This is a genomic window from Thioalkalivibrio sp. ALgr3, assembly GCF_000377325.1.
Classification (GTDB): domain Bacteria; phylum Pseudomonadota; class Gammaproteobacteria; order Ectothiorhodospirales; family Ectothiorhodospiraceae; genus Thioalkalivibrio.
Genome location: NZ_KB897984.1, coordinates 1 through 22687 on the forward strand (window position 1 = coordinate 1; position 22687 = coordinate 22687).

A 22687-nucleotide genomic window follows, 5' to 3' on the forward strand; every position below is an offset into this window, starting at 1 on the left:
CAAAAAAGCCCGCCCCGATCACTCGGGGCGGGCCCTGGGATGGCCCGCGGCACGGGCCCGGAGGAAACCTCCTTCTTACTGCAGCAGACCCAGCACGTTCTGCGGCACCGCATTCGCCTGCGACAGCACCGAAGTCCCCGCCTGCTGCAGCACCTCGGCGCGCGTCAGCTCCGCCGTCTCCGCCGCAAAGTCCGCATCCATGATCCGCGAACGCGCATCCGACAGGTTCTCCGATCCGATCTCCAGGTTCGAGATCGTGCTCTCGAAACGGGTCTGCACCGCGCCCAGCTCGGAGCGGAGGGAGCTGATCTGGGTCAGCGCGCCATCCATTACGCCGATCGCTTGTGTAGCATTATTACGCGTAGTCACGTCAATCTCAGTCAGGTTGACGTCATTTCCACCCGGATCGGTTGAACCCTGCGCACCCTCAAATAAGGTGGCCAATGTGTTGCCGTCGTCATCCTCAGCCACTCCTCCTTCCACGGTAAAACCGGTGCCAAATGCCCCTGTCACCGAGATGGTGGTCTCACCTTCATCATTCACCCGCAACGCCGCCTCAAGAGCGGCATCGGAAATGACATCATCCTCCGTTGCCATCTCCGCAATGGCACTGTTGATCGCACGCACGGCGTCATCCATCGTCTGAATATCCGGGTCATCCAGGGACACCGTAAAGGAGTCAGCATCCGCGACGTCGATCGTCAATTCTCCGCTAAACCCTGCGAGTTCCTCCAGATCGGAGGAGTCGAGGGCCTCGTTCCCGACCACCTCGGCAGCTCCAAGGTTGGTGTTGCGCGCGTCCACACCGTCCACGCCGATCATCTGGCCCTGGTTCGCGCCGACCTGGAAAAACAGATCTTCCACGCTGCCGTCCAGGATGCGGCCACCGTTGAACTCGGTGTTGTTGGCGATCCGGCCGACCTCGTCCATCAACTGCTGGACCTCATCGTTCAGCGCCTGACGGTCCGAAGCCGAGTTGGAGTCGTTCGCCGCCTGCACCGCCAGTTCGCGCGCCCGCTGTAGCGAGTCACTCACCGTATCCAGTGCACCTTCGGCGGTCTGCGCCAGCGAGATCCCGTCGTTCGAGTTGCGAACCGCCTGGTTGAGGCCGTTGATCTGCGAAGTAAAGCGCTCCGAGATCGCCAGCCCCGCCGCGTCGTCCTTTGCACTGTTGATGCGAAGACCCGATGACAGGCGCTCCAGCGACTGCGCCAGCGCGCCCTGCGACTGGTTCAGGTTGCGCTGCGCGTTCAGCGACATCACGTTGGTGTTGATGACCTGGGACATGGTTGTTTCCTCCGGAACTAGGGTGCCGGCGGGGCCGGCTGAGGCAATCCTTCTGCGGCGTCATGCCGCCTTCGATTCCCTTAACGACCATCATCCCGGGGTCTTTAGTGCGTGGAGCCTGTTTTCTTTTCGATTCTCCGACTTGCCACCGTCCGACGTCCGAGCTTCGCGCCCGTCACCGTTCGCTTTGGCGAGCCGTCCCGCCCACGGTCACACGGACGTTTCGGGATTTCTGAGGCGAGTACTCGAGCACTCGTTCCCGCGCCTCTTCCACCGCGCGCTCGAAGGCAGGCCGGTAGGCCGCAAACTCGTCACCGATACGGGCGAACGCAGGGTTCACGCGACTGCGGCGTCCCGAACTTCCCGCCATGCCCACGCGCGCCGGCTCCACGGATTCACCGGCGGAGTCGGCGCATGCCGACTCCCAGTCGAGCCCGTGGAAGCGCAGAATTCTGGCCGCATGGGTGTCCGGCGCCTGCAGGTATTCTTCGTAGAGCACTCGTTCCACACGATCCGGGAAAAGTGCCGCCCAGTGATCCACAAGCCGGCGGTAGGCCATGATGTATTCGGCGATCGTATCCATGGCCCAGGCATACGGCAGGGTCCGTGAGAACCATCGCATGTAGATGGCCATCGCGTTGTCCACCGGGTCACGCTCACAGAACACGATGCGCGTGTCGGGATTCAAAGCCATCAGGGTGCCCACGTGGAAGACATTGCTCGGGTTGGTGAGCACATACGCGCCCACTTGTTCGTCCACCGCCTCGCCCCAGATCGAATCCATACGGGCGCGGAGTCTTCCCAGCGCCTCGCTGCCGAGTTCCCGCATCAGCAGGGGGTATCTGCTCCGTACCTCTTTGGGCAACTCAGCGAGAAGCTCCTGGACACCCCCGAGTTCGCCGTAGTGGCGGACACGTGAATGAACGGACAACGCCCCCTCCAGAAGTGATTTTCCGGAACGGGGCGCACCCAGGATCACGCTCAACGGCCGCGGAGATACTTCCGGGCCGTCGAGCTGACCTTTCCATTCCTGCGTGAAGACCTGTTCCCTGGCTCCGACCGTGCGGAGCACCAGGCCCGCGCGAACACCATCGACCTGCTTCTGGATCGATCTGGCACGCAGCTCGTTGCCCTTTTCGAAGGCGGCAAACGCCTGATCCACATCCCCCGCATCCTTGTGGAGCTTCGCCAGCGAGAAATGCAGATGGCCCTGTTCGCGCAGGTTGAACTTACCCTTCCGGATGACCTTTTCGAGATCCTGCCGTGGGGACGCATCGGCGGGAAAATGTCGGGAATGCGCATACGAAAACCAGACGTTCGGCTTGTAAGGGTCCGAACCGACCAGTGACTCCAGGATCTCTGCCGCCTCGTCCCAGCGACCTTCGGCCTGCAACACGTGCGCGTAATTGTCCAGCGCCAGTTGCCGGTCGGGATCGAGCCTCAGGGCCTCGCGCAAGGCGGCTCCCGCCGCCTCATGACGCCCTCGCATGAGAAGCACGCTGGCCAGTCGGTTATAACTCGCGGGGTCCTCGGGACACATCTGCACGAGCTTGGAGGCATATAATGTGGCGGTGCTGTAGCGGGTCTGTTCAAATGCGCTCCGGATCAGCATCTTCACTGCATCAGGGCTGTTCGGGTCCCGCTTGAGAAGCTCTCCGCAAAACGCCTCGACCTCTTCGTAGTCCCCTTCGTCGAAGGCGGCGGAGGCTTTCTGCAACAGTTTTTCCGCTTCCGACGGACCTTTCCGGCTCTTCTTTTTTTTCCCGGCCTTACTGGCTTTACTGGGTTTCTTCCCCACGGTCATGGCGTCGCGCTCCTTCTGGAAAACTTTCCGCAGGTTAAGTCATCGCCGGGCGTGTCGCACACTTGAGCGTGGCGTTTCGGCGGGCAGGCCCCACACCGCGTAAGGCAGAACCCGGGCTGAACGCCGTCCGCCCGCAGCCGGGGCCGCGCCTACGCGGTGAGGCTCAGAGCCATCACCACCAGGGCCACGGTCTCGACGATCTCCAGGGTGGCACCGGCGGGATCGCCGGTGAAGCCGCCGAGCCAGCGGCGGAAGAATCCGGCCAGGGCGGCCACGGTGGCGCCAGCGAGGATCAGGGCGATGATGGCGCCGGGCAGGCCGCCGGCCACGCCGAGGATGACCACGGCGATGGCGGTGGCCACCAGTACTCCGGCGGCGGCCCGTTGGGGCAGGTGCGCCGCCATGTCGGCGCCCAGGCCGGCGGGATTGAGGTAATCGGCGAGGCGGAACAGCAGCACCAGCGCGGCGCGGCCGAGGACCGCGGCGATCACCAGTGCCAGCCACTGCGCGGCGGCCACCAGCGGCACCAGCGCGGCGAACTTGACCAGCAGCACCAGCATCACGGTGGCCACCGCGATCGGGCCGGAGGTCGGGTCCTTCATGATGGTGCGGGCGCGCTCGGGATCGCCGTGGCTGCCCACGCGGGCATCCACCGTGTCGGCCAGCCCGTCCAGATGCAGCGCGCCGGTGATCGCCACCCAGCCGGCCAGTACCAGCGCGGCCAGCAGCAGCGGTTCGGCGCCCGGCAGCAGGCTCAGCAGCATGCCGCCGGCGGCCAGCAGCAGGCCCAGCACCAGCCCCACCAGCGGGTAGAACAGCAGCGAACGGCCGGCGTCTTCCGGGCGCGGGGCCTCGGGCAGCAGGCGCGCCGGCAGTGGCACCCGGGTGAGGAACACCAGCGCCAGCCACAGCGGGGCGAGCGTGGCCGGCCGGCTCATGCCTGCACCCGCGCAGGATCGACCCAGTGCAGCACCGCCAGCGGGGCCTCGATGTTCAGCAGTTCGGCCAGCGGGATGCCCTCGAAGTGCGCGCGCAGCACGCGGATGACGCCGCCGTGGGTCACCACCAGTGTGCGCGCGGTACCGGGTGTGGCCACGCTCTCGCGCCAGCCGGCCAGCACGCGCTCGCGGAACGTACCCAGCGCCTCGCCTTGCGGCGGCGGGCAGCCTTCCGGATCCTGCCAGAAGCGGCCCAGCGCGTCGGCCTCGGTCTCCATCAACTCGGCGGCGCTGCGGCCCTCCCAGGTGCCAAAGTGCAGCTCTTTCAGGCGCGGTTCCACCACCAGCGGCACGTCCCAGCGCTCGGCCCAGGCCGAGGCCGGCCCCTGACAGCGCTGCAGCGGCGAGGTCACGATGCGGTCCCAGGCCGGTTCGCCGGAGGCCAGGCCCGGCGGGCGCCGGCGTGCCAGCTCGCCCTCCATCGCCGCTTGGCCGCGCGCGGTCAGCGGCACGTCGCTGCCGGCACCGCAGAAGCCCTCGCCGGTGGTCTCGCCGTGGCGCAGCAGCCCGACCCGCGCCCCAGCGCCGGCGGACGCCCCCGTATTCACGCGCCCGCTCCGGACTCGTCGTCCGCCACGCCGGCCTCGTCGAAGGTCGCCATTCCGGCGTGCAGCTCGCAGGCCATGCGCAGCAGCGGCACCGCGGTCGCCGCGCCGCTGCCCTCGCCCAGGCGCATGCCCAGATCCAGCAGCGGCTGCGCGCCCAGCGCCTCCAGCACGCGGTCGTGCCCCGGCTCGGCGGAGCGGTGGGCGTAGAAGAACCAGTCCCCGGCCCCCGGGCACAGCCGGGTCGCCACCAGTGCCGCGGTGCTGGCGATAAAGCCGTCCACCAGCACCGGCTGACCGATCTGGGCGCTGGCCAGGAACGCGCCGGTCAGCCCGGCGATCTCGAAGCCGCCGACCCGCCGCAGCCACTCCAGCGCCGAATCCCCGGCCTCGGCGTGCAGGGCCAGTGCGCGTTCGATCACCTCGGCCTTGTGCCGCACCCCGGCCGGGTCCAGCCCGGTGCCCGGGCCCGCCAGCGCGTCCGGCGAGGCCCCCAGCACACCGCAGGCCACGGCCGCCGCGGCGGTGGTGTTGCCGATGCCCATCTCGCCGCCGATGAACAGCCCCGCCCCGCCCTGGCGCGCCCGCTCGGCCGCCTGGCGTCCGGTGTTCAGCGCACGTTCCAGCTGCGTCGGGGTCATCGCCGGCTCGCGCGCGAAGTTGGCGGTGCCCGGGCCCAGGTCCGCGCGGATCACACCCTCGGGCTCGGGACCGCCGGGCAGCGTGCCCAGGTCGATGATCTCCAGCCCCGCATCCAGGCTGCGCGCGAGCACGGCGATGGCCGCCCCGCCGGCGGCGAAGTTGGCGACCATCTGCCCGGTCACGGCCTGCGGAAAGCGCGAGATGCCCTCGGCGACCACGCCATGGTCGCCGGCGAACACGGTGATCCACGGCTGCGGCGGGTGCGGGCACTCGCGGCCCTGCAGCCCCGCCAGGCGCTCGGCCAGGGTCTCCAGGCGGCCCAGCGAGCCCGGCGGCTTGGTCAGGCATTCCTGCCGGGCGCGGGCACGCGCACCCGCCCCGGCATCCAGCGGCGCGGCAGGGACGTTCAGCCAGTCACAGTCTTCGGTCACGCGCGTTCCTCGCGGGTCGATGCGGTCATCAGGCGTTCACCACCGGGCCCTTGAGCACGTGCGGCAGCCCGGCGACGGTCAGCACCACCCGGTCGAGGTCGGCGGCCAGGCGCTGGTGCAGCGCGCCGGCCTCGTCGGCGAAGCGCCGCGACAGCGCATCCAGCGGCACGATCCCCAGCCCGGTCTCGTTGCTCACCGCGATGATGGTACCCGGCAGGGTCGGCAGCGTGGCGATCAGCGCCTCGCGCTCGCGCTCGATGTGCGCCTCGTCCTCGGTGCACAACAGCTGGGTCAGCCACAGGGTCAGGCAGTCGATCAGCAGGCAGCGATCCGGCGCTGCGGCCTCCTGCAGCCGCACGGCCAGATCGTCGCCGGCCTCGATCAGGTCCCAGCCGGCCGGCCGGCGACGGCGGTGCTGTTCCACCCGCCGCAGCATCTCGTCGTCGTCGGCGCGCGCGGTGGCCACGTAGGTCACCGGCTGGCCGGAACCCAGCGCCAGCTGCTCCGCCATGCGGCTCTTGCCCGAACGCACGCCGCCCAGGATCAGGGTTCTCATGACCGGGCGCCCCCTTGTTGCACGTGCAGCAGGTCCAGCAGTCGGTCGATGTCCATGTGTTCCTCCAGTGCGTCGGCCAGACGCTCCAGGCTCGTCTCGCGCAGCGCGTCCAGATCCACGGCGGCGCCGTCCGCGTCCAGCCCGGCCCAGGCCAGCAATGCCCCGGCGGCGGCCGGCTCGTCGAACACCCCGTGCACGTAGGTGCCGGCCACTGCGTCGTCCGTCGACCGCGCGCCGTCCGGCCCCGCGGACAGTTGCAGCACCGGGCGTTCGCAGTCCGCCCCGGCGGTGTGCCCGGCGTGGATCTCGTAGCCGCGCACCGGCGCCGCCCGCTCCATCACGCCTTCGCCGGTCACCTGCCGCAGCTGCTTGGCCGGGCGCAGCGTGGTCTCCACGTCCAGCAGGCCCAGCCCGACTGATGAACCCGGGGTGCCCTCGACGCCTTCCGGGTCGTGTACCGCGCGCCCCAGCATCTGGTAGCCGCCACAGATCCCCAGCACCCGGCCACCGTAGCGCAGGTGATGCATCAGTTCGCGCTCGAAGCCCTGTTCGCGCAGCCAGGCCAGGTCGTCGCGCACCGCCTTGGACCCCGGCAGGAGCACCAGATCCGCCGGCTGCAGCCGCTCCCCCGGCCCGGCGAAGCGCAGCGACACCCCGGGGTGCAGGCGCAGCGGGTCGAAATCCGTGTGGTTGGAGATCCGCGGCAGCGCCGGCACCACCACCCGCAGGGGCTCGTCCCCGCCGCTCGCCCACGCGTCACTCGCCGGGGCCGCCTCGCGCAGCAGCGCGTCCTCGGCATCCAGCTGCAGCCCGGACAGATACGGCAGCACGCCGAGCACCGGCTTGCCGGTCTCGGCCTCCAGCCAGTCCAGCCCGGACTGCAGCAGCGCCGGATCGCCACGAAAGCGGTTGATCACGAAGCCGGCCACCCGCGCCCGTTCGCTTTCCGCCAGCAGCGCGAGCGTGCCCACCAGATGCGCGAACACCCCGCCGCGATCGATGTCCGCGACCAGGATCACCGGGCAGTCCACCGCCTCGGCGAACCCCATGTTGGCGATGTCACCCGCACGCAGGTTGATCTCCGCGGGCGAGCCGGCCCCTTCCACCAGCACCGAGTCGTATTGCGCCGCCAGACGCCCGTGCGCCGCCAGCACCGCCTCGCGCGCCACCGGCTTGTAGTCATGGTAGGCGCGCGCGTCCAGCTCCTCCACCGCGCGGCCGTTGACGATCACCTGCGCACCGCGATCGCTGGAGGGCTTGAGCAGCACCGGGTTGAAGTCGGTATGCGGCTCCAGCCCGCAGGCCGCGGCCTGCAGGGCCTGGGCCCGCCCGATCTCGCCGCCCTGCGCGGTCACCGCGCTGTTGAGCGCCATGTTCTGCGGCTTGAACGGCGCCACCGCGATCCCGCGCCGGCGCAGCACGCGCCCCAGCCCGGCCACCAGCACGCTCTTGCCGGCATCCGAGGTGGTGCCCTGGACCATCAGCGTGCCGCCGGTATCAGTCATCACTCAGCTCCGTTAGCGCGGCCTCCAGGCGCCGCCAGCCCGCCTCGTCACCGGGCAGCCCGAAGCGCAGGCTGGCCGGCTCGTCGAAGCGCCGCACCAGGATCGCCGCGCGCGCCAGCCGGTCCTGGATCTGCTCGGCGCGGTCGCTGCGCACCCACTGGAACAGCGCGGTACCGCCATCCGGGTCGAGTCCGTGCGCGCGCAGCAGGGCCGCCAGGCGTCCGCCCTCGCCCGCCAGCTGCAGGCGCCGCGCCGACTGCCAGCCATGATCCGCCAGCGCCCCGGCCGCGACCTGCCGCGACGGCCCCGGCACGCTCCACGGCCCCAGGCGCGCGCTCAGCGCCCGGCGCAGCGGCTCCGGCGCGAACACGAACCCGACACGGGCCCCGGCCAGGCCGAAGAACTTGCCCAGCGAGCGCAGCACCACCAGCCCGTCACGCGGGCCATCGGGCACCAGACTCAGGTGCGGCTCGCTGTCGACGAAGGCCTCGTCGACCACCAGCCAGCCGCCGCGCCGCGCCAGCCGCGCATGCCACTCGCGCAGCTGCGCGGGCTCGAAGCGCGTGCCGGTGGGGTTGTTGGGATGGATCAGCACCAGCACGTCGAGCGCGTCCAGCACGGCCTCGATGGCGCCGGGCTCGGGCTCCACCGGCTGCACGGCGTGGCCGCAGGCGCTCCAGGCGCGGGCGTGTTCGTTGTAACCCGGGTGCAGCACGCCGACCCGGGCCTGCTCGCGGCCGGTGCCCTCGCCCCACAGCGCCGGCAGGGCCTGGATCGCCGCCTGGGACCCGGGCAGCGGCAGCAGGGCATTGCTGCCGTAATACGCGGCGGCCGCCGCCTCCAGCCCGTCATCGGCCTCCGGCAGCCGCGTCCAGGCCTGCGGCGGCAGCGGCGGCACTGGCCAGCCCCGCGGGTTGATGCCGGTGGACAGGTCCAGCCAGTCCTCGACCGGATGCCCCCAGCGCCGGGCCGCCGCGCGAACGCCCCCGCCATGGCGCGACTCCGGCGTCCCGCCGTCCCGGGATCCGGACCGGACGTCAGGCGAGGACAACGAACGACACCCCGATCACGACCACCGCCATCCACAGTGCCAGCGCGCGGTCCACCAGCGCCATCGCCCGGCGGATGCGTGCGGCCCCGGCCGCCCCCTCATCTTTGTCGCTGGTGGCCTCCGCGGCCTGCCCCAGCACCGGACGCCATTCGCGCCGGCCGTGATAATACGCATAGCCGCCCAGCCGCACGCCCAGCGCGCCCGCGCCGGCGGCCATCACCGGCCCGGCGTTGGGGCTCTTCCACGCGGCGGCCTGTTCGCGCCAGCAGCGCAGCGCACTGCCCATGCGCCCGGCGGCGGCATAGGCCAGCGCGGTCAGGCGCGCGGGGATGTAGTTGAGCACGTCGTCCAGCCGCGCGGCGGCCCAGCCGAAATGGCGGTGGCGCGGCGTGCGATAGCCCCACATCGCATCCAGGGTGTTCACCAGCCGATAGGCGACCACCCCCGGCGCACCGGCCACCAGGAACCAGAACACCGTGGCGAACAGGGCGTCGTTGCCGTTCTCCAGCACCGATTCCACGGTCGCGTGGCTGACACCGTCGGCATCCATCTCGTCGGTCGCGCGCGAAACCAGCATCCCCGTCCCGGCGCGCGCGCCGTCCAGGTCGCCCTGCTCCAGCGACACCGCCACCCGCTCGGCGTGCTCGTCCAGCGAGCGCCAGCCAAGTGCCAGCACCAGCACCAGCAGGCTCACGATCCAGCCCCAGGCGAGGCTGGCCGCCCAGGCCGCCAGCACCACCCAGGGCAGCACCAGCACCGTCAGCAACAGGGCTCCGCGCAGCCGGCTGTCCGCGTGGAAGCGCCGTTCCAGCCCCTGGGCAAGACGGCCGAAGCCCGCCAGCGGATGGAAGCGCCGGGGGTCGCCGAACAGCCGGTCCAGGGTCAGCGCGCCCAGCAGGACGAGAAAGGCGGTCATGAGACACTCCTGTTTCGGGAAACGTCCCGGGATGCGTCCTGCGAGGGGTCGTCCTGCGAATGGGACACGGGCGTCGAAGCCGATTGCCCCCAGCGGTCCTCGAACACCAGTTCTTCCAGCGGACGCCGGGTGTCCCAGCCCTCGGTCTCCAGCATCGGCTCGTCGTAGAACGCCTCTACCTCGCCCAGGCACAGGATCGCGATCGGGTGCGCCCCCTCCGGCATCTCCAGGGTGCGCGCCAGCCATTCCGGCTCGAACAGCGACACCCAGCCCATGCCCAGGCCCTCGGCACGCGCCGCCAGCCACAGGTTCTGGATCGCGCAGGCGGCCGAGCACAGGTCCATCTCCGGCAGGGTGCGCCGGCCCAGCACGTAGCGTTCGCGCCCGTCGGTCAGGGCGACCACCAGGATCTCCCCGGCGTCGCGGATGCCCTCCAGCTTCAGCCGCTGGACCTCGGCACCGCGCTCGCCGCAGGCTTCGGCGGTGCGCTCGTGTTCGGCGGCCACATGGCCGTGGATGCGTTCGCGCAGCGCCGGATCGGCCACCCTTACGAAGCGCCAGGGCTGCATGTAGCCGACGCTGGGGGCACGATGCGCCGCCTCCAGCAGGCGCCCCAGCACCTCCGGGTCCACCACGGTGCCGGCACGGAAATGCCGCATGTCGCGGCGCTCGTTGATCGCGCGGTAGACCGCCGCGGCTTCTTCCGGCGGAAAACCCGACTCCGGGGCGGCCGGGAAAGGGCTGGAAGGTTCGGCGGATGACGGGGTGTTGCGGGACATGCGAAGGCGTCTCCCGGCAGCGGGCGAGATGGGTGCAAGGGTGTCGCGAGGATCCGGCGCATGGCCGGACGGGAAGGCAGGATGATACGCGTTCGCACCCGCCCTCTCCAGTGCACCCGGTCACACACGGCCCTGCCGCGGGCGGGCTCTCCCGCGGGGGCCGTGACACTCCTGTTATGATGTTGCGTCCTTGCAGGCGCGGCATACCGCCGGTTGCGGCTTGCTGCCGCAGGAGCACCGTCCGCGCCAGCCCCCGGAATCGGAAATCCAGGAACCACTGCGCATGTCATATCGTTCGAACCTGTTGCCGGCCCTGCTCGCGGCGAGTGCCCTGCTGCTGAGCCCGTCCGGCCACGCCTCCGACAACGACCCCGTTTCCGTGATCGACGACACGGATCGGGAAGTCCGGCTGGACGCCCCGGCCGAGCGGATCGTGAGCCTGGCCCCGCACATCACCGAGGTACTGTTCGCGATCGGCGCCGGCGACCGCGTGATCGGCGCGACCGACCACAGCGATTACCCCGAACCGGCCGCGGACATCCCCCGGGTCGGGGGCTACACCAGTCTCGACCTGGAACGCATCCTCGCCAAGGAACCCGACCTGGTGGTGGCCTGGGAGAGCGGCAACTCGCGCTCGCACATCGAGCGCCTGCGCGAACTGGGCCTGACCGTCTACACCTCCGAACCGCGCGGGTTCGACGGCGTGGCTTCCAGCATGGAGCGCATGGCCGAACTGGCCGGCACCGCGGAACAGGGCCGCGCCGAGGCCCAGCGCTTCCTGCAGGAGATCGAGGCCCTGCGCGCCGAATACGCGGATCGCGACCCGGTCCCGCTGTTCTATCAGGTCTGGGACCAGCCACTGATGACGGTGAACAACGAACACCTGATCGCGGAGGCCATCGAGGTCTGCGGCGGCGAGAACGTGTTCGGCCACCTCGACCGCCTGGTACCCCGCATGGACCGCGAAGCGGTGATCCACGCCGACCCCGAGGTCATCATCGGTGGCGGCATGGGCGAGGACAACCCCGCCTGGGTCGAGGCCTGGCGCGAGTGGGGCAACATGCTCGCGGTGCGCCGCGACAACCTGTTCTTCCTGCCGCCGTCGCTGCTGCAGCGCCACACCCCGCGCATCGCCGAGGGCACCGCCCTCATGTGCGAGGACCTGCAGACCGCCCGCGACCGGCGTCCCGAATCGCCGTAAGCCCCCGTGACCCGATCCTTCCTGCTGGCGGCGGGCGTGCTGCTGCCCGCCTCGCTGCTGTCGCTGGTGGTGGCCCTGGCCTGGGGCAGCGTGGCCATCCCGCTCGGCGAGCTCCCGCGGGTGCTCACCGGCGAGGCCTCGGCGCTGCACGCCACGCTGATCACCGAACTGCGCCTGCCACGCGCGCTGGCCGCGTTCGCCGCGGGCGGGCTGCTGGGCGTGGCCGGCGCGCTGATGCAGGTGCTGCTGCGCAACCCGCTGGCCGATCCTTACGTACTGGGCCTCTCCGGCGGCGCCTCGGTGGGCGCACTGCTGGCCATGCTCGCCGGGCTGTCGATGTTCTCGGTATCCGCCGCGGCCTTTGCCGGGGCCATGCTCTCCACGCTCATCGTGTTCGGCCTGGCGCATGGCACCGGATCCTGGACCGCCACCCGCCTGCTCCTGACCGGGGTGGTGGTGGCCGCCGGCTGGGGCGCGCTGATCAGCTTCCTGCTCGCCGTCAGCCCCACCGCCGAACTGCCGGGCATGCTCTACTGGCTGATGGGCGACGTCTCGCATGCCCGCCATCCGGGCCCGGCCTGGGGCGTGCTGGTGTTCGTGGTGCTGGCGGCCATGCCGCTGGGCCGCACCCTCAATGTCCTCGCACGCGGCCCGATGCAGGCCGCCGCGCTGGGCGTGTCGGTGCGGCCGGTGGAATGGTCGATCTACATCGCCGCGTCGCTGATCACCGCGACCGCGGTCACCCAGGTGGGCGCAGTGGGCTTCGTCGGCCTGATCGTGCCGCACATGCTGCGTCTGGTGTTCGGCAACGACCAGCGTGTGATCCTGCCCGCCTCGGCGCTGGCCGGCGGCATCCTGCTGACCCTGGCGGATACCCTGGCGCGCACCATCATCGCCCCGGAGCAGCTGCCGGTGGGCGTGATCACCGCAATGCTGGGCGTGCCGGCCTTCCTGTTCCTGCTGTACCGGAGCCGCTGAGATGAGCCGCGCCGACGCACATGCCGATGCCCTCAGCGTGCACGAGGCCCCCACCGCCGACACCCTGCTGGCCACCCGCGACCTGGTGATCGACATCCCCGAACGCGCGGACTCCTCGCCGCTGCACCTGACCGTGAACCCCGGCCAGTGCTGGGGCATTCTCGGGCCCAATGGCGCCGGCAAGAGCACGCTGCTGCACACCCTCGCCCGCCTGCGCCCCCCGCGCGCCGGCGGGATCGAACTGACCGGGCAGCCCCTGGGCAGCCTGTCGCGGCCGGATCTGGCACGGCGCCTGGGTCTGGTGTTCCAGAACCACCATGACGGCTTCCCTGCCACCGTCCTCGAAACCGCGCTGATCGGCCGCCACCCGTACCTGCGCCCCTGGGACATCGAGACCCGCGAGGACGTGGACGCCGCGCGTGCCGCGCTGGCCACCGTGGACCTCGACGGCATGGAGGGCCGGCAGGTGGACACCCTGTCCGGCGGCGAGCGCCAGCGACTGGCCCTCGCCACCGTACTGACCCAGGACCCGCAGGTCCTGCTGCTGGACGAACCCACCAGCCAGCTCGACCTGCACCATCAGGTCAGCGTGCTGCAGCGCGTGCGCGAAATCGCCGGCGGTGAACGCCGCGCCGCAGTGATGGCCCTGCATGACGTCAATCTGGCCGCCCGCTTCTGCGACCACCTCCTGCTGATGTTCCCCGACGGCGGCGCCTGCTGGGGCCCCACCCGCAGCATGCTGGTGCCCGCCGCGCTGGAACGCCTGTACAACCAGGCCCTGAGCGTGGGCGAGGTGGACGGCCACCCGGTATTCCTGCCCCGAGTGGAGTAGCCCATGGAGTTTCATCGCATCCTCGAAGGCACGACCGATCCTGACAGCCTGCAGCGACGCCTGACGGTGCCCGCCCTGCCAACAGCCTGCGAACTGATCGACAACCTGGTCGAGGACCGGGGGACCGACCAGGGCGTCATCTATTGCCTGTGGGGCGAGTTCCGCGTGAACCGCGAGCTTATCCACGGCGGCGTGCGCTTCAGCCTGCCGGACTGCCCCAACGGCGTGGCCTGGACCCTGACCACCGGGCACCCGCCGGACGAGTCCGCCGTCGTACTGCATCTGACCATGCATCGGCGCGAACACGAGCCCGACTTCATCGAGAGCCTGGAGGCCTTCGCCGACGCGTGGCAGCTCCCCTGACCGGCAACAACGCGCCGGATCGGACCATGCAATTTTCTTTTCGTTTTGCGGTCGGTATGGTGCAGACTCGACGCGAAGGAGAACGCCATGAACCCCACGCCACCGGACAGCATCCGCCACTCGCACCCGACGCAGGACGGCGCGGGCGTGAAGATCCGCCGCATCCATGACTTCGGCGGCGGCCTCGACCCGTTCCTGATGCTGGACGAGCTGAAGACCGCCCCCGGCGACGAGGACGTGGGCGGCTTTCCCGACCATCCGCATCGCGGCTTCGAGACCCTCACCTATCTGGTGCGCGGCGGCGTCAGCCATCGCGATTCCATGGGCAACGAAGGACAGGTGCAGGCCGGCGGCGCGCAATGGATGAGCGCCGGCCGCGGCGTGATCCACTCCGAGACCCTGCATCCCGAGCCGGAAGGGCTGCACGGCTTCCAGCTGTGGGTGAACCTGCCGGCCGCGCGCAAGATGGAACCCCCGCGCTATCGCGACGTCGGCACCGACGTCATGCGCCACCTGCCGGAGGAAGACGCCCCGCTCGATTTCAAGGCCGTGGCCGGCTCCTGGCAGACCAGCGCCGGCGACACCGAGGGCCCGCTGGGCCAGATCGGCGAAGGCGCGGGCATGGCGGATCTGAGCCTGCCAGCCGGCTACCGCCTGTCACTGGCCGTACAGCTGGACGAGCGCGTGCTGGGCTACGTCTTCGAGGGCGCGCTCACCGGCCTGAACGCCGGCGAACTGGGCGTCTGGCACGGCCACACCATGATCCACCTGATCGCCCGCCAGGACAGCCGCGTCCTGCTGTTCAAGGGCCGCCCGCTGGAAGAACCCATCGCCCACTACGGCCCGTTCGTGATGAACAGCGACGCCGAGATCCAGCAGGCCATCTCCGACTACCAGTCCGGCCGCCTCGCCGCCCGCCCCGCCAGCATCGACTGACAGCGGGGCCGAAGGGTGGGGCTGGAATTCAGCCGATGGAGACATAGTCACCGGCGGTGATGACCTTGCCCTCTGCTGGCGGATCGTCCAGCAGCAACCGGTCACCTGTGATCAGAACAGTGTGCGGCTGGAGATGCAGAAGCGCCCAGAGGTGGGCATCTCCCGGATCCGGTGCCGCGCACGGAGAAGGTGGCGGTTCACGCCAGATGGCATTCGCGGTCAGGTGGACGAGCAGATCGTCAATCGTCCCGGCTTCCAGCCCGTGGAGCCTGGTCAGGCGGGGGCGCAGCAGGACGCGACGATACTCCCCCAGAAGGTCGGGAGAGAGCAGGAACGGCAGTCTCGCGTCGAGCATGTCGTCGAGGATGTGACATACCGGTGACTCGGCGTCGGCCGAAAGGAGCCCGGCCACCACCACATTGGTGTCGACGATATACGTACGGTTGTTCACCGTTGACGGGTTTTCCGTGTCTCATCAACGGCAATGGCCAGAGCGTCTTCTTCGCTGAGCCCCGCCTTCTTTCGAGCGGCATCAACAAGGCCGCGGGCATCCACATGGGTCTTGATACCCCGGTAGACCAGGCTCTCTTCCACAATCGAGGCGATCGAGCGGCGCTGTCGGGCCGCTGCCTCCTTCAATGCCTGATGAACCTGATCATCGAGAGAAATGGTCAGTCGCGCCATGGTGTATTCCCGGCTTTTCCATTGCTACACAATAGCACCAGAACACCAGGGCCTGCATATCTACTGCTTCCAGACGATCGCCTGATCGAGCAGGGGCAGCGCCCGGACCCGATCGCCCCCCATCGGTGCCAGAGGATCGCGCGTTTCGGGGTCAGTCTCGAGCGTCACCAGACCGAAGAAGCAAGCGAAACGATCGCGGAAGCTCATTGAGATTGCTCGCCCCAGATCTTCGCGAACACTTCTTCTCCGGGAACGGCCTCCACATCACCGGAACGAAACTCCTTCAATCGCTCCTGCGCCACCGAAGCCCATTTTTCATCGATCCGGGATTCGGGGGGATTGAGACTGCGCAGAAGCGAATCGACCACCAGCGCACGCTCTTCAACCGGGAGTGCCTCGGCTTCATCAATCAGGTCCTTGATCCTCATAGGTCACCTCTCGCGTAAATAACGACGCGGGCCTACCCCCGCGCGTCGCGTTCCCAGTTCATGCAGCGGCGCACGGCTTCCTTCCAGCCGTGGTACTGGCGGTCGCGGGTGGCGGCGTCCATCTGCGGCTCGAATACGCGTTCGATGCGGCTGAATGCGCGCAGATCATCGCGGCTCCACAGACCCGTGGCGAGTCCGGCGAGGCCGGCGGCGCCCAGTGCGGTGCTCTCGGTGATGGCCGGGCGTTCCACCCGTACCCCGAGCTGGTCGGCCTGAAACTGGACCATCAGCTCGTTGGCCACCGCACCGCCGTCCACGCGCAGGGTCTTGAGCGCCAGACCGGAATCGGCCTGCATCGCCTCGATCACGTCGCGGGTCTGGTAGGCCAGGGCATCCAGCGTCGCACGCGTCACGTGCTCCTTGCGCGTGCCCCGGGTCAGGCCGAAGATCGCCCCGCGCGCATGCGGATCCCAGTACGGCGCCCCCAGCCCGGCGAAGGCCGGCACCACGTAAACGCCGCCGGCGTCCTCGACCTGGCTGGCGAAATACTCCGAGTCCGCGGCCGTATCGATCAGGTGCATCTCGTCGCGCAGCCACTGCACGGCGGCACCGGCGATGAAGATGGAGCCCTCCAGGGCGTATTCCACCTGCCCGTCCAGGCCCCAGGCGATGGTGGTCAGCAGGCCGTGCTCCGAGGTCACCGGGCGGGTGCCGGTGTTCATCAGCAGGAAGCATCCGGTGCCGTAGGTGTTCTTGGCCATGCCCGGCTCGAAACAGGCCTGGCCGAACAGGGCCGCGTGCTGGTCCCCGGCCATGCCGGCCACCGGCACCCGCGCGCCGCCGAACATCTCCGTGCCGGTGTGGCCCAGCACCTCGCTGGAGGACACCACCTCGGGCAGCATGCCGCGCGGGATGTCCAGCGCTTCCAGCAGGGTGTCGTCCCACTGCAGGCGGTGGATGTCGAACAGCATGGTGCGCGAGGCGTTGGTCACGTCGGTGACATGGCGCTCGCCGCGCGTCAGGTTCCACACCAGCCAGCTGTCCATGGTGCCGAACAGCAGGTCGCCGTTGCGGGCCTTCTCGCGCGCGCCGTCCACGTGATCGAGGATCCAGCGGATCTTGGTGCCGGAGAAATAGGCGTCCGGCAGCAGCCCGGTGGTCGCGCGGATATGGCCTTCCAGACCCTCGTCGCGCAGGCGGTCGCAGAGATCCGCGGTGCGCCGGTCCTGCCACACGATGGCCGGATGGATCGGGCGGCCGCTGTGACGATCCCACACCAGCGTGGTCTCGCGCTGGTTGGTGATGCCGATGGCCGCCAGCTGCGCGGGCTTGATGCCATTGCGCTCCAGCGCCTCGCGCGCCACGCCGATCTGGGTGCCCCAGATCTCCATCGCGTCGTGCTCCACCCAGCCGGAGTGCGGGTAGGACTGGGCGAACTCCTTCTGCGCGACCCCGGCGATGCCGCCCTCCAGATCGAACAGGATCGCCCGGCAGCTGGTGGTGCCCTGGTCCAGGGCGAGGATGTATCCGTTGGCCATGATCTCCTCCCGCTTGATCGCCCTCACCCCGAGTTTCAGGCGAGCGCGTCCGCATCCGCAAACTGCAGCGCCGCCAGCCGCGCATACAGCCCGCCCTGCGCCATCAGTTCGGCGTGCGTGCCCTCGCCCACCACGAGTCCGCCGTCGAGCACCACGATCCGGTCCGCCGACTGCACGGTGGCCAGCCGGTGGGCGATGGTCAGCACCGTGCAGCGACCACGCACCCCGGCCAGCGCCGCCTGCACCTCGCGTTCGCTTTCGGCGTCCAGCGCGCTGGTGGCCTCGTCCAGCAGCAGCACGGCCGGCTCGCGCAGCAGGGCGCGGGCCAGCGCCAGACGCGCCCGCTGACCGCCCGACAGGCGCACGCCGCGCTCGCCCAGCGCGGTGTCCCAGCCCTCCGGCAGCGCCTCGATGAACCCCCGCGCATGCGCCGCCTCCGCGGCCGCCTGCAGCGACGCGTCGGATGCATCCGGCACGCCGTAGGCCACGTTCTCGCGCACGGTGCCGGAGAACAGCACCGGTTCCTGCGGCACCACCGCGATGTGCCGGCGCAGTTCATCCGGCCGCAGGCGACGCAGGTCGTGCCCGTCGAACAGGACGCGTCCGGCGTCCGGGTCATGAAAGCGCAGCAGCAGCCGGAACAGGGTCGACTTGCCGGAACCCGACGGTCCCACCAGCGCCACCGACTCGCCCGGGCGCACCCGCAGGGAGACCCCATCCAGTGCCGGCGGCTGCGGGCGCGTCGGATAGGCGAAAACCACGTCCTCCAGCGCGATCTCGCCGCGTACCGGTTCCGCCAGGTCTTCGGGGTGCCGTGGCCAGGGCGGGCCGGAACGGACCTCCGCGAGCTCCAGCAGGCGCTCCGCGGCCCCGGCCGCCCGCAGCAGTTCGTTGGTCACCTCGCTGAGCGCGGCGATCGACCCCGCCACCAGGGCCGCATAGAACAGGAACGCGGCCAGCTCGCCCGGGGTCATCACCCCGTCCAGTACGCGGTGGCCACCGATCCAGAGGACCCCGGCGATCAGGCCGAACATCAAGAGCATCACCGCAGCGGCCAGCAGTGCGCCGGTGGCGGCCCGACGCGTGGCCATGCCGAAGGCGGCTTCCACCGCCGAGGCATGCCGGCCGCGTTCGGCGTCTTCCTGACCGTGGGCCTGCACCGTCTCGATCGCGTACAGGGTCTCGTCGGTGCGCGCGCCCACGTCCGCGACCCGGTCCTGGGTCCGGCGCGACAGCCGCCGCACCCGACGGCCGAGCAGCCACACCGGCACGGCCACCGCCGGCAGGCCGGCCACCAGCAGGGCCGCCAGCGGCGGGCTGGACAGGAACATCAGGACCAGCCCGCCGACGATCAGCAGCAGGTTGCGCGCGGCAATGGTCAGGGTGGTGCCGACCACGGTCTGGATCAGCGTCGCGTCGGCCGTCAGGCGCGAGATCACCTCGCCGGTACGGGTCTGCTCGAAAAACGCCGGATCCAGCCGGATCACGTTGGCGAACACCGCGCGGCGCAGGTCCGCCACCACCCGCTCGCCCAGCCAGGTCACCAGATAGATTCGCGCCCCCACCCCGATGGCCATCACCGTCACCACCACCAGCAGCAGCACCAGCGCGCGATTGAGCCCGGCGGGGTCCTCGGGACCCAGGCCGGCGTCCACCAGCAGGCGCAGCACCCCGCCGAAGGCCAGGATCGCCCCCGAGCCCACCACCAGCGCCACCAGCCCGAACACGATGCGCCGCCGGTACGGCCGCAGGAATGCGAGCAGCGGCATCAGGACCCGCAGGTTACGGGCCGCGGGGCGCGGGGTGTCGGCGTCGTCCCAGTTCATGCCCGCTACCGGCGGTGAGGGAATGCGGGTGCGGACAGCGTCATTCGCCGGCTGCGACGAATTCGACGGTGTTCCCGTCCGGATCGCGCACGAAGGCCGCGGGGCGCCCGGAACGGCTGCGCTGCGCGGGGAAGCCCGCGGCCTCCAGGCGGCCCAGCAGGGTCTCCAGGCCGTCCACCACCAGGGCCAGATGGCGGTCGCGGCCACCGGCGACCCCGCGCTCCACCGGGTCCGGGTTGGGCACCCCCAGCAGATGCAGGGCGCGCCCGTCACCCAGATCGAACCAGCGCCCGGGGAACCCGAGATCGGGACGCGGCAACGGCGCCAGTCCGAGCAGATCGCCGTAGAACGTGGCCGCACGCTCCGGATCCGACACCACCACGCTCACGTGGTGCACCCCGCGCACCACGCCGTCGCTCATGCGACCTCCCCGTCTCCCGGGGTCTTCAGCAGCACCACGGTCTGCGCGGCGAGGCCCTCCTCGCGGCCGGTATAGCCCAGCCGCTCGGTAGTGGTGGCCTTCACGTTGACCGCGTCCGCCGGCAAACCGGTATCCGCGGCGATGTTGGCGCGCATGGTGTCCACGTGCGGGCCCATGCGCGGACGCTGGGCGATGATGGTGGCGTCGATGTTCACCGGCACCCAGCCCGCCTCGCGCACCCGGCGCAGGGTCTCTTCGAGCAGGTCGCGGCTGTCGGCACCGGAGAACGCCGGATCGCTGTCGGGAAAGTGGCGGCCGATGTCGCCCAGGCCGGCGGCCCCCAGCAGCGCGTCGCACAGCGCGTGCAGCAGCACGTCACCGTCGGAATGGGCGCGCACGCCGTAATCGAACGGGATCCGCACCCCGCCGACCACCACGTGATCCCCCGCCTCATAGGCGTGTACATCGAAACCCTGGCCCACACGCATCGCCGTCATCCCCGATACCCTCCGTCGAGCCGGCCCTGTTCCAGCAAGTATAGACGGGCCAGTTCGAGGTCCTCAGCGCGCGTAATCTTGATGTTCATCAGCGAGCCCTCCACCAGCCGCGGCCGCAGTCCCGCCCATTCGATCGCGCTGGCCTCGTCGGTCACCGGGTGTCCGGCGGCACGCGCGCGGGCGTTGACGTCGCGCAGCGTGCCCAGGCGGAACATCTGCGGGGTCAGGGCCCGCCACACCCGCTCGCGATCGAGCGTGGATTCCACCCGACCGTCGGCGTCCGCCCACTTGATGGTATCGGTGGACGGGGCCGCCAGTACCCCGCCCACGGGATCGTCGCGCAGCTCGTCCAGCATGCGGTCGAGATCGTCCGGCGGCAGGCAGGGACGCGCGGCGTCGTGCACCAGCACCCAGTCCTCGGGGCCGGCGCGTTCCTCGAGGAAGTCCAGGCCGTTCTGCACGGAGTCGGCCCGCTCGTCGCCGCCGGCCACGCGGAACAGACGCCCGCCGGCCAGCGGCAGGTCAAGCGCGTCCGGGTCCACGTCCGGGCCCAGCACCAGGATCACGCCGCGAATCCGCGGATGCTCCAGAAAGATCGACAGGGTATGGGCCAGCACGCTGCGCGGCCCCAGGGAAAGGAACTGCTTGGGACGATCCGTCCCCATGCGACGGCCGATCCCCGCCGCCGGGATCAGCGCCCAGAAGACGCCCGAACCTTCGGGGGAGTCGGCATCACTCATCGAACGGATCCTCCACGATCGTCGTGTCCTCCTCGGCAGGCTCCGGGGCAGCGCCAGCAGAGGCGTCTTCGGGCATCAACCCCGGGACTTCGCCCGGCACTTCGTCTTCTTCGTCCACGATGAAGAAAAAGGTCTCGTCCTCGCGAATCATGCCCAGGTCACGCCGGGCGCGTTCTTCCACCGCCGCGGAGCCCTCGCGCAGATCGCGGACCTCGGCCTCCAGCGCCCGGTTGCGTTCGCGCAGGCGCTGGTTTTCCGCTTCCTGCATGGCGGTCTCGCTGCGCAGTTCGCGGACATCCGGCCAGCCGCCCTCGCCGAACCACAACGGCCACTGCAGCGCCAGCACGAGCAGCAACAGACCGCCCGGCAGCAGCCAGCGCATCGCTCAGGCCTCCGGCCGGGACACCCCGGTTCCCCGGAGTCAGGGCCGGACCCGGAAGGCGTCCATGCCCGGGTAGCGGGCCTGCCCGCCAAGATGCTCCTCGATCCGCATGAGCTGGTTGTACTTGGCCACGCGATCGGAGCGCGACAGCGAGCCGGTCTTGATCTGCCCCGCGCCGGTGGCCACCGCCAGATCGGCGATGGTCACGTCCTCGGTCTCGCCCGAACGGTGCGAGATCACCGAGGTGTAACCCGCGTCGCGCGCCATCTCGATGGCCTGCAGGGTCTCGGTCACGGTGCCGATCTGATTCAGCTTGATCAGGATGGAGTTGGCCACGCCGCGGTCGATGCCCTCGCGCAGGATCTGCGTGTTGGTCACGAACAGATCGTCGCCCACCAGCTGCACGCGCTCACCCAGACGTTCGGTCAGGATCTTCCACCCCTCCCAGTCGTCTTCGGCCAGCCCGTCCTCGATGCTGAGGATGGGGTACTGATCGACCCAGTGCGCGAGGTAGTCACAGAATTCCTCGGCATTGAACGACTTGCCCTCGGAATCCAGGTGGTAGCGGCCATCGCGGTAGAACTCGGAGGCGGCGCAGTCGAGGCCCAGCCAGATGTCGCGCCCGGCCTTGAACCCGGCCTGATGGATCGCTTCGAGGATGGTCTCCACCGCGGCCGAGTTGGACTCCAGGTTGGGCGCGAACCCGCCCTCGTCGCCCACGCCGGTGCCCAGGCCGCGCTGGTTGAGCACCTTCTTCAGTGCGTGAAAGACCTCGGCGCCGTAGCGCACCGCTTCGCGCACGCTGGGGGCGCCCACCGGCAGGATCATGAACTCCTGCATGTCGACGCTGTTGTCGGCATGCTCACCGCCGTTGACGATGTTCATCATCGGCACCGGCAGCAGATGCGCATCCGGCCCGCCGACCGTCTCGAACAGCGGGCGCTCGGCATCGGCTGCGCGGGCATGGGCCACGGCCATGGACACCGCCAGCAGAGCGTTGGCGCCCAGGCGCGACTTGTTCTCGGTGCCGTCCAGCTCCAGCATGCGCTGGTCGACCGCGGTCTGGTCAGCCTCCATGCCGCGCAGGGCGTCGCGGATCTCGCCGTTCACATGGCCCACCGCCTTCTCCACGCCCTTGCCGCCGTAGCGGGCCGCGGCGTCGCGCAGTTCCAGGGCCTCGCGCGCCCCGGTGGAAGCCCCCGACGGCACCGACGCCCGCCCGGTCGCACCGGAGGCCAGGACGACGTCGGCTTCCACCGTCGGGTTGCCGCGGGAATCAATGATCTCGCGCGCGTGGATCTCGGCAATCTGGGACATGCTCGTACTCTCTCCTTGACTCGTTCGATT

26 protein-coding genes are annotated in these 22687 nt (G+C 70.1%); 5 read left to right on the forward strand and 21 right to left on the reverse strand.

Annotated elements, in window-relative coordinates; genetic code table 11:
* Positions 1-75: 75 nt before the first annotated feature.
* From C998_RS0109790 to bluB, 10 genes are all read right to left on the reverse strand, one after another.
* Positions 76-1287, reverse strand: a complete 1212-nt coding sequence (locus C998_RS0109790) for a flagellin (protein WP_018870686.1) — start codon at positions 1285-1287, stop codon at positions 76-78.
* A 175-nt stretch (positions 1288-1462) separates the two neighbouring features.
* Positions 1463-3004 carry a sulfotransferase gene (locus C998_RS0109795; RefSeq protein ID WP_018870687.1) on the reverse strand — a complete coding sequence of 514 codons (1542 nt, stop codon included), beginning with the start codon at positions 3002-3004 and terminating at the stop codon, positions 1463-1465.
* A 236-nt stretch (positions 3005-3240) separates the two neighbouring features.
* A complete protein-coding gene (cobS, locus tag C998_RS0109800; RefSeq protein WP_018870688.1) occupies positions 3241-4029 on the reverse strand; it encodes an adenosylcobinamide-GDP ribazoletransferase in 789 nt (262 codons plus the stop codon).
* Positions 4026-4637, reverse strand: coding sequence for a histidine phosphatase family protein (locus tag C998_RS0109805; RefSeq protein WP_018870689.1), 612 nt, complete (start codon positions 4635-4637; stop codon positions 4026-4028). Before C998_RS0109805 ends, cobS begins: the two co-directional genes overlap by 4 nt.
* Positions 4634-5707 (reverse strand): nicotinate-nucleotide--dimethylbenzimidazole phosphoribosyltransferase, encoded by a 1074-nt coding sequence (gene cobT, locus C998_RS0109810; protein WP_018870690.1) that lies wholly within the window; start codon positions 5705-5707, stop codon positions 4634-4636. Before cobT ends, C998_RS0109805 begins: the two co-directional genes overlap by 4 nt.
* 28 nt (positions 5708-5735) lie before the next feature.
* Positions 5736-6263, reverse strand: a complete 528-nt coding sequence (gene cobU, locus C998_RS0109815; protein ID WP_018870691.1) for a bifunctional adenosylcobinamide kinase/adenosylcobinamide-phosphate guanylyltransferase — start codon at positions 6261-6263, stop codon at positions 5736-5738.
* Complete coding sequence (locus C998_RS0109820; protein ID WP_018870692.1) at positions 6260-7768, reverse strand: cobyric acid synthase; 1509 nt, start codon at positions 7766-7768, stop codon at positions 6260-6262. Before C998_RS0109820 ends, cobU begins: the two co-directional genes overlap by 4 nt.
* The gene (gene cobD, locus C998_RS0109825) at positions 7761-8819 is read right to left on the reverse strand and encodes a threonine-phosphate decarboxylase CobD (protein ID WP_018870693.1); all 1059 of its coding nucleotides are present in this window, start codon (positions 8817-8819) and stop codon (positions 7761-7763) included. The genes C998_RS0109820 and cobD overlap by 8 nt, the downstream gene beginning before the upstream one ends.
* The gene (gene cbiB, locus C998_RS0109830) at positions 8806-9735 is read right to left on the reverse strand and encodes an adenosylcobinamide-phosphate synthase CbiB (protein ID WP_018870694.1); all 930 of its coding nucleotides are present in this window, start codon (positions 9733-9735) and stop codon (positions 8806-8808) included. The genes cobD and cbiB overlap by 14 nt, the downstream gene beginning before the upstream one ends.
* Positions 9732-10514 carry a 5,6-dimethylbenzimidazole synthase gene (bluB, locus tag C998_RS0109835; protein ID WP_018870695.1) on the reverse strand — a complete coding sequence of 261 codons (783 nt, stop codon included), beginning with the start codon at positions 10512-10514 and terminating at the stop codon, positions 9732-9734. The genes cbiB and bluB overlap by 4 nt, the downstream gene beginning before the upstream one ends.
* A gap of 283 nt (positions 10515-10797) precedes the next feature.
* Here bluB and C998_RS0109840 point away from each other — a divergent pair, with 283 nt between their 5' ends.
* The 5 genes from C998_RS0109840 (at position 10798) to C998_RS0109860 (ending at position 14824) form a co-directional block, all read left to right on the forward strand.
* Positions 10798-11715 (forward strand): cobalamin-binding protein, encoded by a 918-nt coding sequence (locus C998_RS0109840; protein WP_026279565.1) that lies wholly within the window; start codon positions 10798-10800, stop codon positions 11713-11715.
* Between the two features lie 6 nt (positions 11716-11721).
* Entirely contained in the window at positions 11722-12693 is a 972-nt protein-coding gene (locus C998_RS0109845) for an iron ABC transporter permease (protein WP_018870697.1), read from the forward strand.
* A gap of 1 nt (position 12694) precedes the next feature.
* A complete protein-coding gene (locus C998_RS0109850; protein ID WP_018870698.1) occupies positions 12695-13525 on the forward strand; it encodes an ABC transporter ATP-binding protein in 831 nt (276 codons plus the stop codon).
* 3 nt (positions 13526-13528) lie between these two features.
* Positions 13529-13888: a hypothetical protein gene (locus C998_RS0109855; RefSeq protein ID WP_018870699.1), complete on the forward strand. Its 360-nt coding sequence runs from the start codon at positions 13529-13531 to the stop codon at positions 13886-13888.
* Between the two features lie 87 nt (positions 13889-13975).
* Positions 13976-14824, forward strand: coding sequence for a pirin family protein (locus tag C998_RS0109860; protein ID WP_018870700.1), 849 nt, complete (start codon positions 13976-13978; stop codon positions 14822-14824).
* A 28-nt stretch (positions 14825-14852) separates the two neighbouring features.
* Here C998_RS0109860 and C998_RS0109865 read toward each other — a convergent pair whose 3' ends face one another.
* Genes C998_RS0109865 through eno form a run of 11 tightly spaced genes read right to left on the reverse strand, consistent with a single transcriptional unit; the run spans position 14853 to position 22657 of the window.
* Positions 14853-15275, reverse strand: a complete 423-nt coding sequence (locus tag C998_RS0109865) for a putative toxin-antitoxin system toxin component, PIN family (protein WP_018870701.1) — start codon at positions 15273-15275, stop codon at positions 14853-14855.
* On the reverse strand, positions 15272-15508 hold the full coding sequence (locus tag C998_RS0109870) for a hypothetical protein (RefSeq protein WP_018870702.1): 237 nt from the start codon (positions 15506-15508) through the stop codon (positions 15272-15274). The genes C998_RS0109865 and C998_RS0109870 overlap by 4 nt, the downstream gene beginning before the upstream one ends.
* Before the next feature lie 60 nt (positions 15509-15568).
* Positions 15569-15715, reverse strand: a complete 147-nt coding sequence (locus tag C998_RS14825) for a hypothetical protein (RefSeq protein ID WP_018870703.1) — start codon at positions 15713-15715, stop codon at positions 15569-15571.
* The gene (locus tag C998_RS0109880) at positions 15712-15936 is read right to left on the reverse strand and encodes an addiction module protein (RefSeq protein WP_018870704.1); all 225 of its coding nucleotides are present in this window, start codon (positions 15934-15936) and stop codon (positions 15712-15714) included. Before C998_RS0109880 ends, C998_RS14825 begins: the two co-directional genes overlap by 4 nt.
* Before the next feature lie 32 nt (positions 15937-15968).
* Entirely contained in the window at positions 15969-17474 is a 1506-nt protein-coding gene (gene glpK / locus C998_RS0109885; protein ID WP_026279566.1) for a glycerol kinase GlpK, read from the reverse strand.
* A gap of 35 nt (positions 17475-17509) precedes the next feature.
* Positions 17510-19300, reverse strand: coding sequence for an ABC transporter transmembrane domain-containing protein (locus tag C998_RS0109890; RefSeq protein WP_018870706.1), 1791 nt, complete (start codon positions 19298-19300; stop codon positions 17510-17512).
* A gap of 40 nt (positions 19301-19340) precedes the next feature.
* A complete protein-coding gene (locus tag C998_RS0109895) occupies positions 19341-19721 on the reverse strand; it encodes a VOC family protein (protein ID WP_018870707.1) in 381 nt (126 codons plus the stop codon).
* A complete protein-coding gene (gene ispF / locus C998_RS0109900) occupies positions 19718-20218 on the reverse strand; it encodes a 2-C-methyl-D-erythritol 2,4-cyclodiphosphate synthase (protein ID WP_018870708.1) in 501 nt (166 codons plus the stop codon). The genes C998_RS0109895 and ispF overlap by 4 nt, the downstream gene beginning before the upstream one ends.
* On the reverse strand, positions 20215-20958 hold the full coding sequence (gene ispD, locus C998_RS0109905; protein WP_018870709.1) for a 2-C-methyl-D-erythritol 4-phosphate cytidylyltransferase: 744 nt from the start codon (positions 20956-20958) through the stop codon (positions 20215-20217). Before ispD ends, ispF begins: the two co-directional genes overlap by 4 nt.
* Positions 20951-21340 carry a cell division protein FtsB gene (gene ftsB / locus C998_RS0109910; protein WP_018870710.1) on the reverse strand — a complete coding sequence of 130 codons (390 nt, stop codon included), beginning with the start codon at positions 21338-21340 and terminating at the stop codon, positions 20951-20953. Before ftsB ends, ispD begins: the two co-directional genes overlap by 8 nt.
* A 39-nt stretch (positions 21341-21379) precedes the next feature.
* Entirely contained in the window at positions 21380-22657 is a 1278-nt protein-coding gene (gene eno, locus C998_RS0109915) for a phosphopyruvate hydratase (protein ID WP_018870711.1), read from the reverse strand.
* Positions 22658-22687 lie beyond the last annotated feature (30 nt).

Bases quoted from the DNA above. Each gene is read 5' to 3' on its own strand.
- cbiB (WP_018870694.1), bottom strand. From the start codon at position 9,735: ATGACCGCCTTTCTCGTCCTGCTGGGCGCGCTGACCCTGGACCGGCTG.
- glpK (WP_026279566.1), bottom strand. From the start codon at position 17,474: ATGGCCAACGGATACATCCTCGCCCTGGACCAGGGCACCACCAGCTGC.
- C998_RS0109840 (WP_026279565.1), top strand. From the start codon at position 10,798: ATGTCATATCGTTCGAACCTGTTGCCGGCCCTGCTCGCGGCGAGTGCC.
- cobU (WP_018870691.1), bottom strand. From the start codon at position 6,263: ATGAGAACCCTGATCCTGGGCGGCGTGCGTTCGGGCAAGAGCCGCATG.
- C998_RS0109820 (WP_018870692.1), bottom strand. From the start codon at position 7,768: ATGACTGATACCGGCGGCACGCTGATGGTCCAGGGCACCACCTCGGAT.
- bluB (WP_018870695.1), bottom strand. From the start codon at position 10,514: ATGTCCCGCAACACCCCGTCATCCGCCGAACCTTCCAGCCCTTTCCCG.
- C998_RS0109870 (WP_018870702.1), bottom strand. From the start codon at position 15,508: ATGGCGCGACTGACCATTTCTCTCGATGATCAGGTTCATCAGGCATTG.
- ispD (WP_018870709.1), bottom strand. From the start codon at position 20,958: ATGAGTGATGCCGACTCCCCCGAAGGTTCGGGCGTCTTCTGGGCGCTG.
- C998_RS14825 (WP_018870703.1), bottom strand. From the start codon at position 15,715: ATGAGCTTCCGCGATCGTTTCGCTTGCTTCTTCGGTCTGGTGACGCTC.
- C998_RS0109860 (WP_018870700.1), top strand. From the start codon at position 13,976: ATGAACCCCACGCCACCGGACAGCATCCGCCACTCGCACCCGACGCAG.
- C998_RS0109895 (WP_018870707.1), bottom strand. From the start codon at position 19,721: ATGAGCGACGGCGTGGTGCGCGGGGTGCACCACGTGAGCGTGGTGGTG.
- cobS (WP_018870688.1), bottom strand. From the start codon at position 4,029: ATGAGCCGGCCGGCCACGCTCGCCCCGCTGTGGCTGGCGCTGGTGTTC.
- C998_RS0109850 (WP_018870698.1), top strand. From the start codon at position 12,695: ATGAGCCGCGCCGACGCACATGCCGATGCCCTCAGCGTGCACGAGGCC.
- C998_RS0109880 (WP_018870704.1), bottom strand. From the start codon at position 15,936: ATGAGGATCAAGGACCTGATTGATGAAGCCGAGGCACTCCCGGTTGAA.
- C998_RS0109890 (WP_018870706.1), bottom strand. From the start codon at position 19,300: ATGAACTGGGACGACGCCGACACCCCGCGCCCCGCGGCCCGTAACCTG.
- C998_RS0109855 (WP_018870699.1), top strand. From the start codon at position 13,529: ATGGAGTTTCATCGCATCCTCGAAGGCACGACCGATCCTGACAGCCTG.
- C998_RS0109790 (WP_018870686.1), bottom strand. From the start codon at position 1,287: ATGTCCCAGGTCATCAACACCAACGTGATGTCGCTGAACGCGCAGCGC.
- eno (WP_018870711.1), bottom strand. From the start codon at position 22,657: ATGTCCCAGATTGCCGAGATCCACGCGCGCGAGATCATTGATTCCCGC.
- ispF (WP_018870708.1), bottom strand. From the start codon at position 20,218: ATGACGGCGATGCGTGTGGGCCAGGGTTTCGATGTACACGCCTATGAG.
- ftsB (WP_018870710.1), bottom strand. From the start codon at position 21,340: ATGCGCTGGCTGCTGCCGGGCGGTCTGTTGCTGCTCGTGCTGGCGCTG.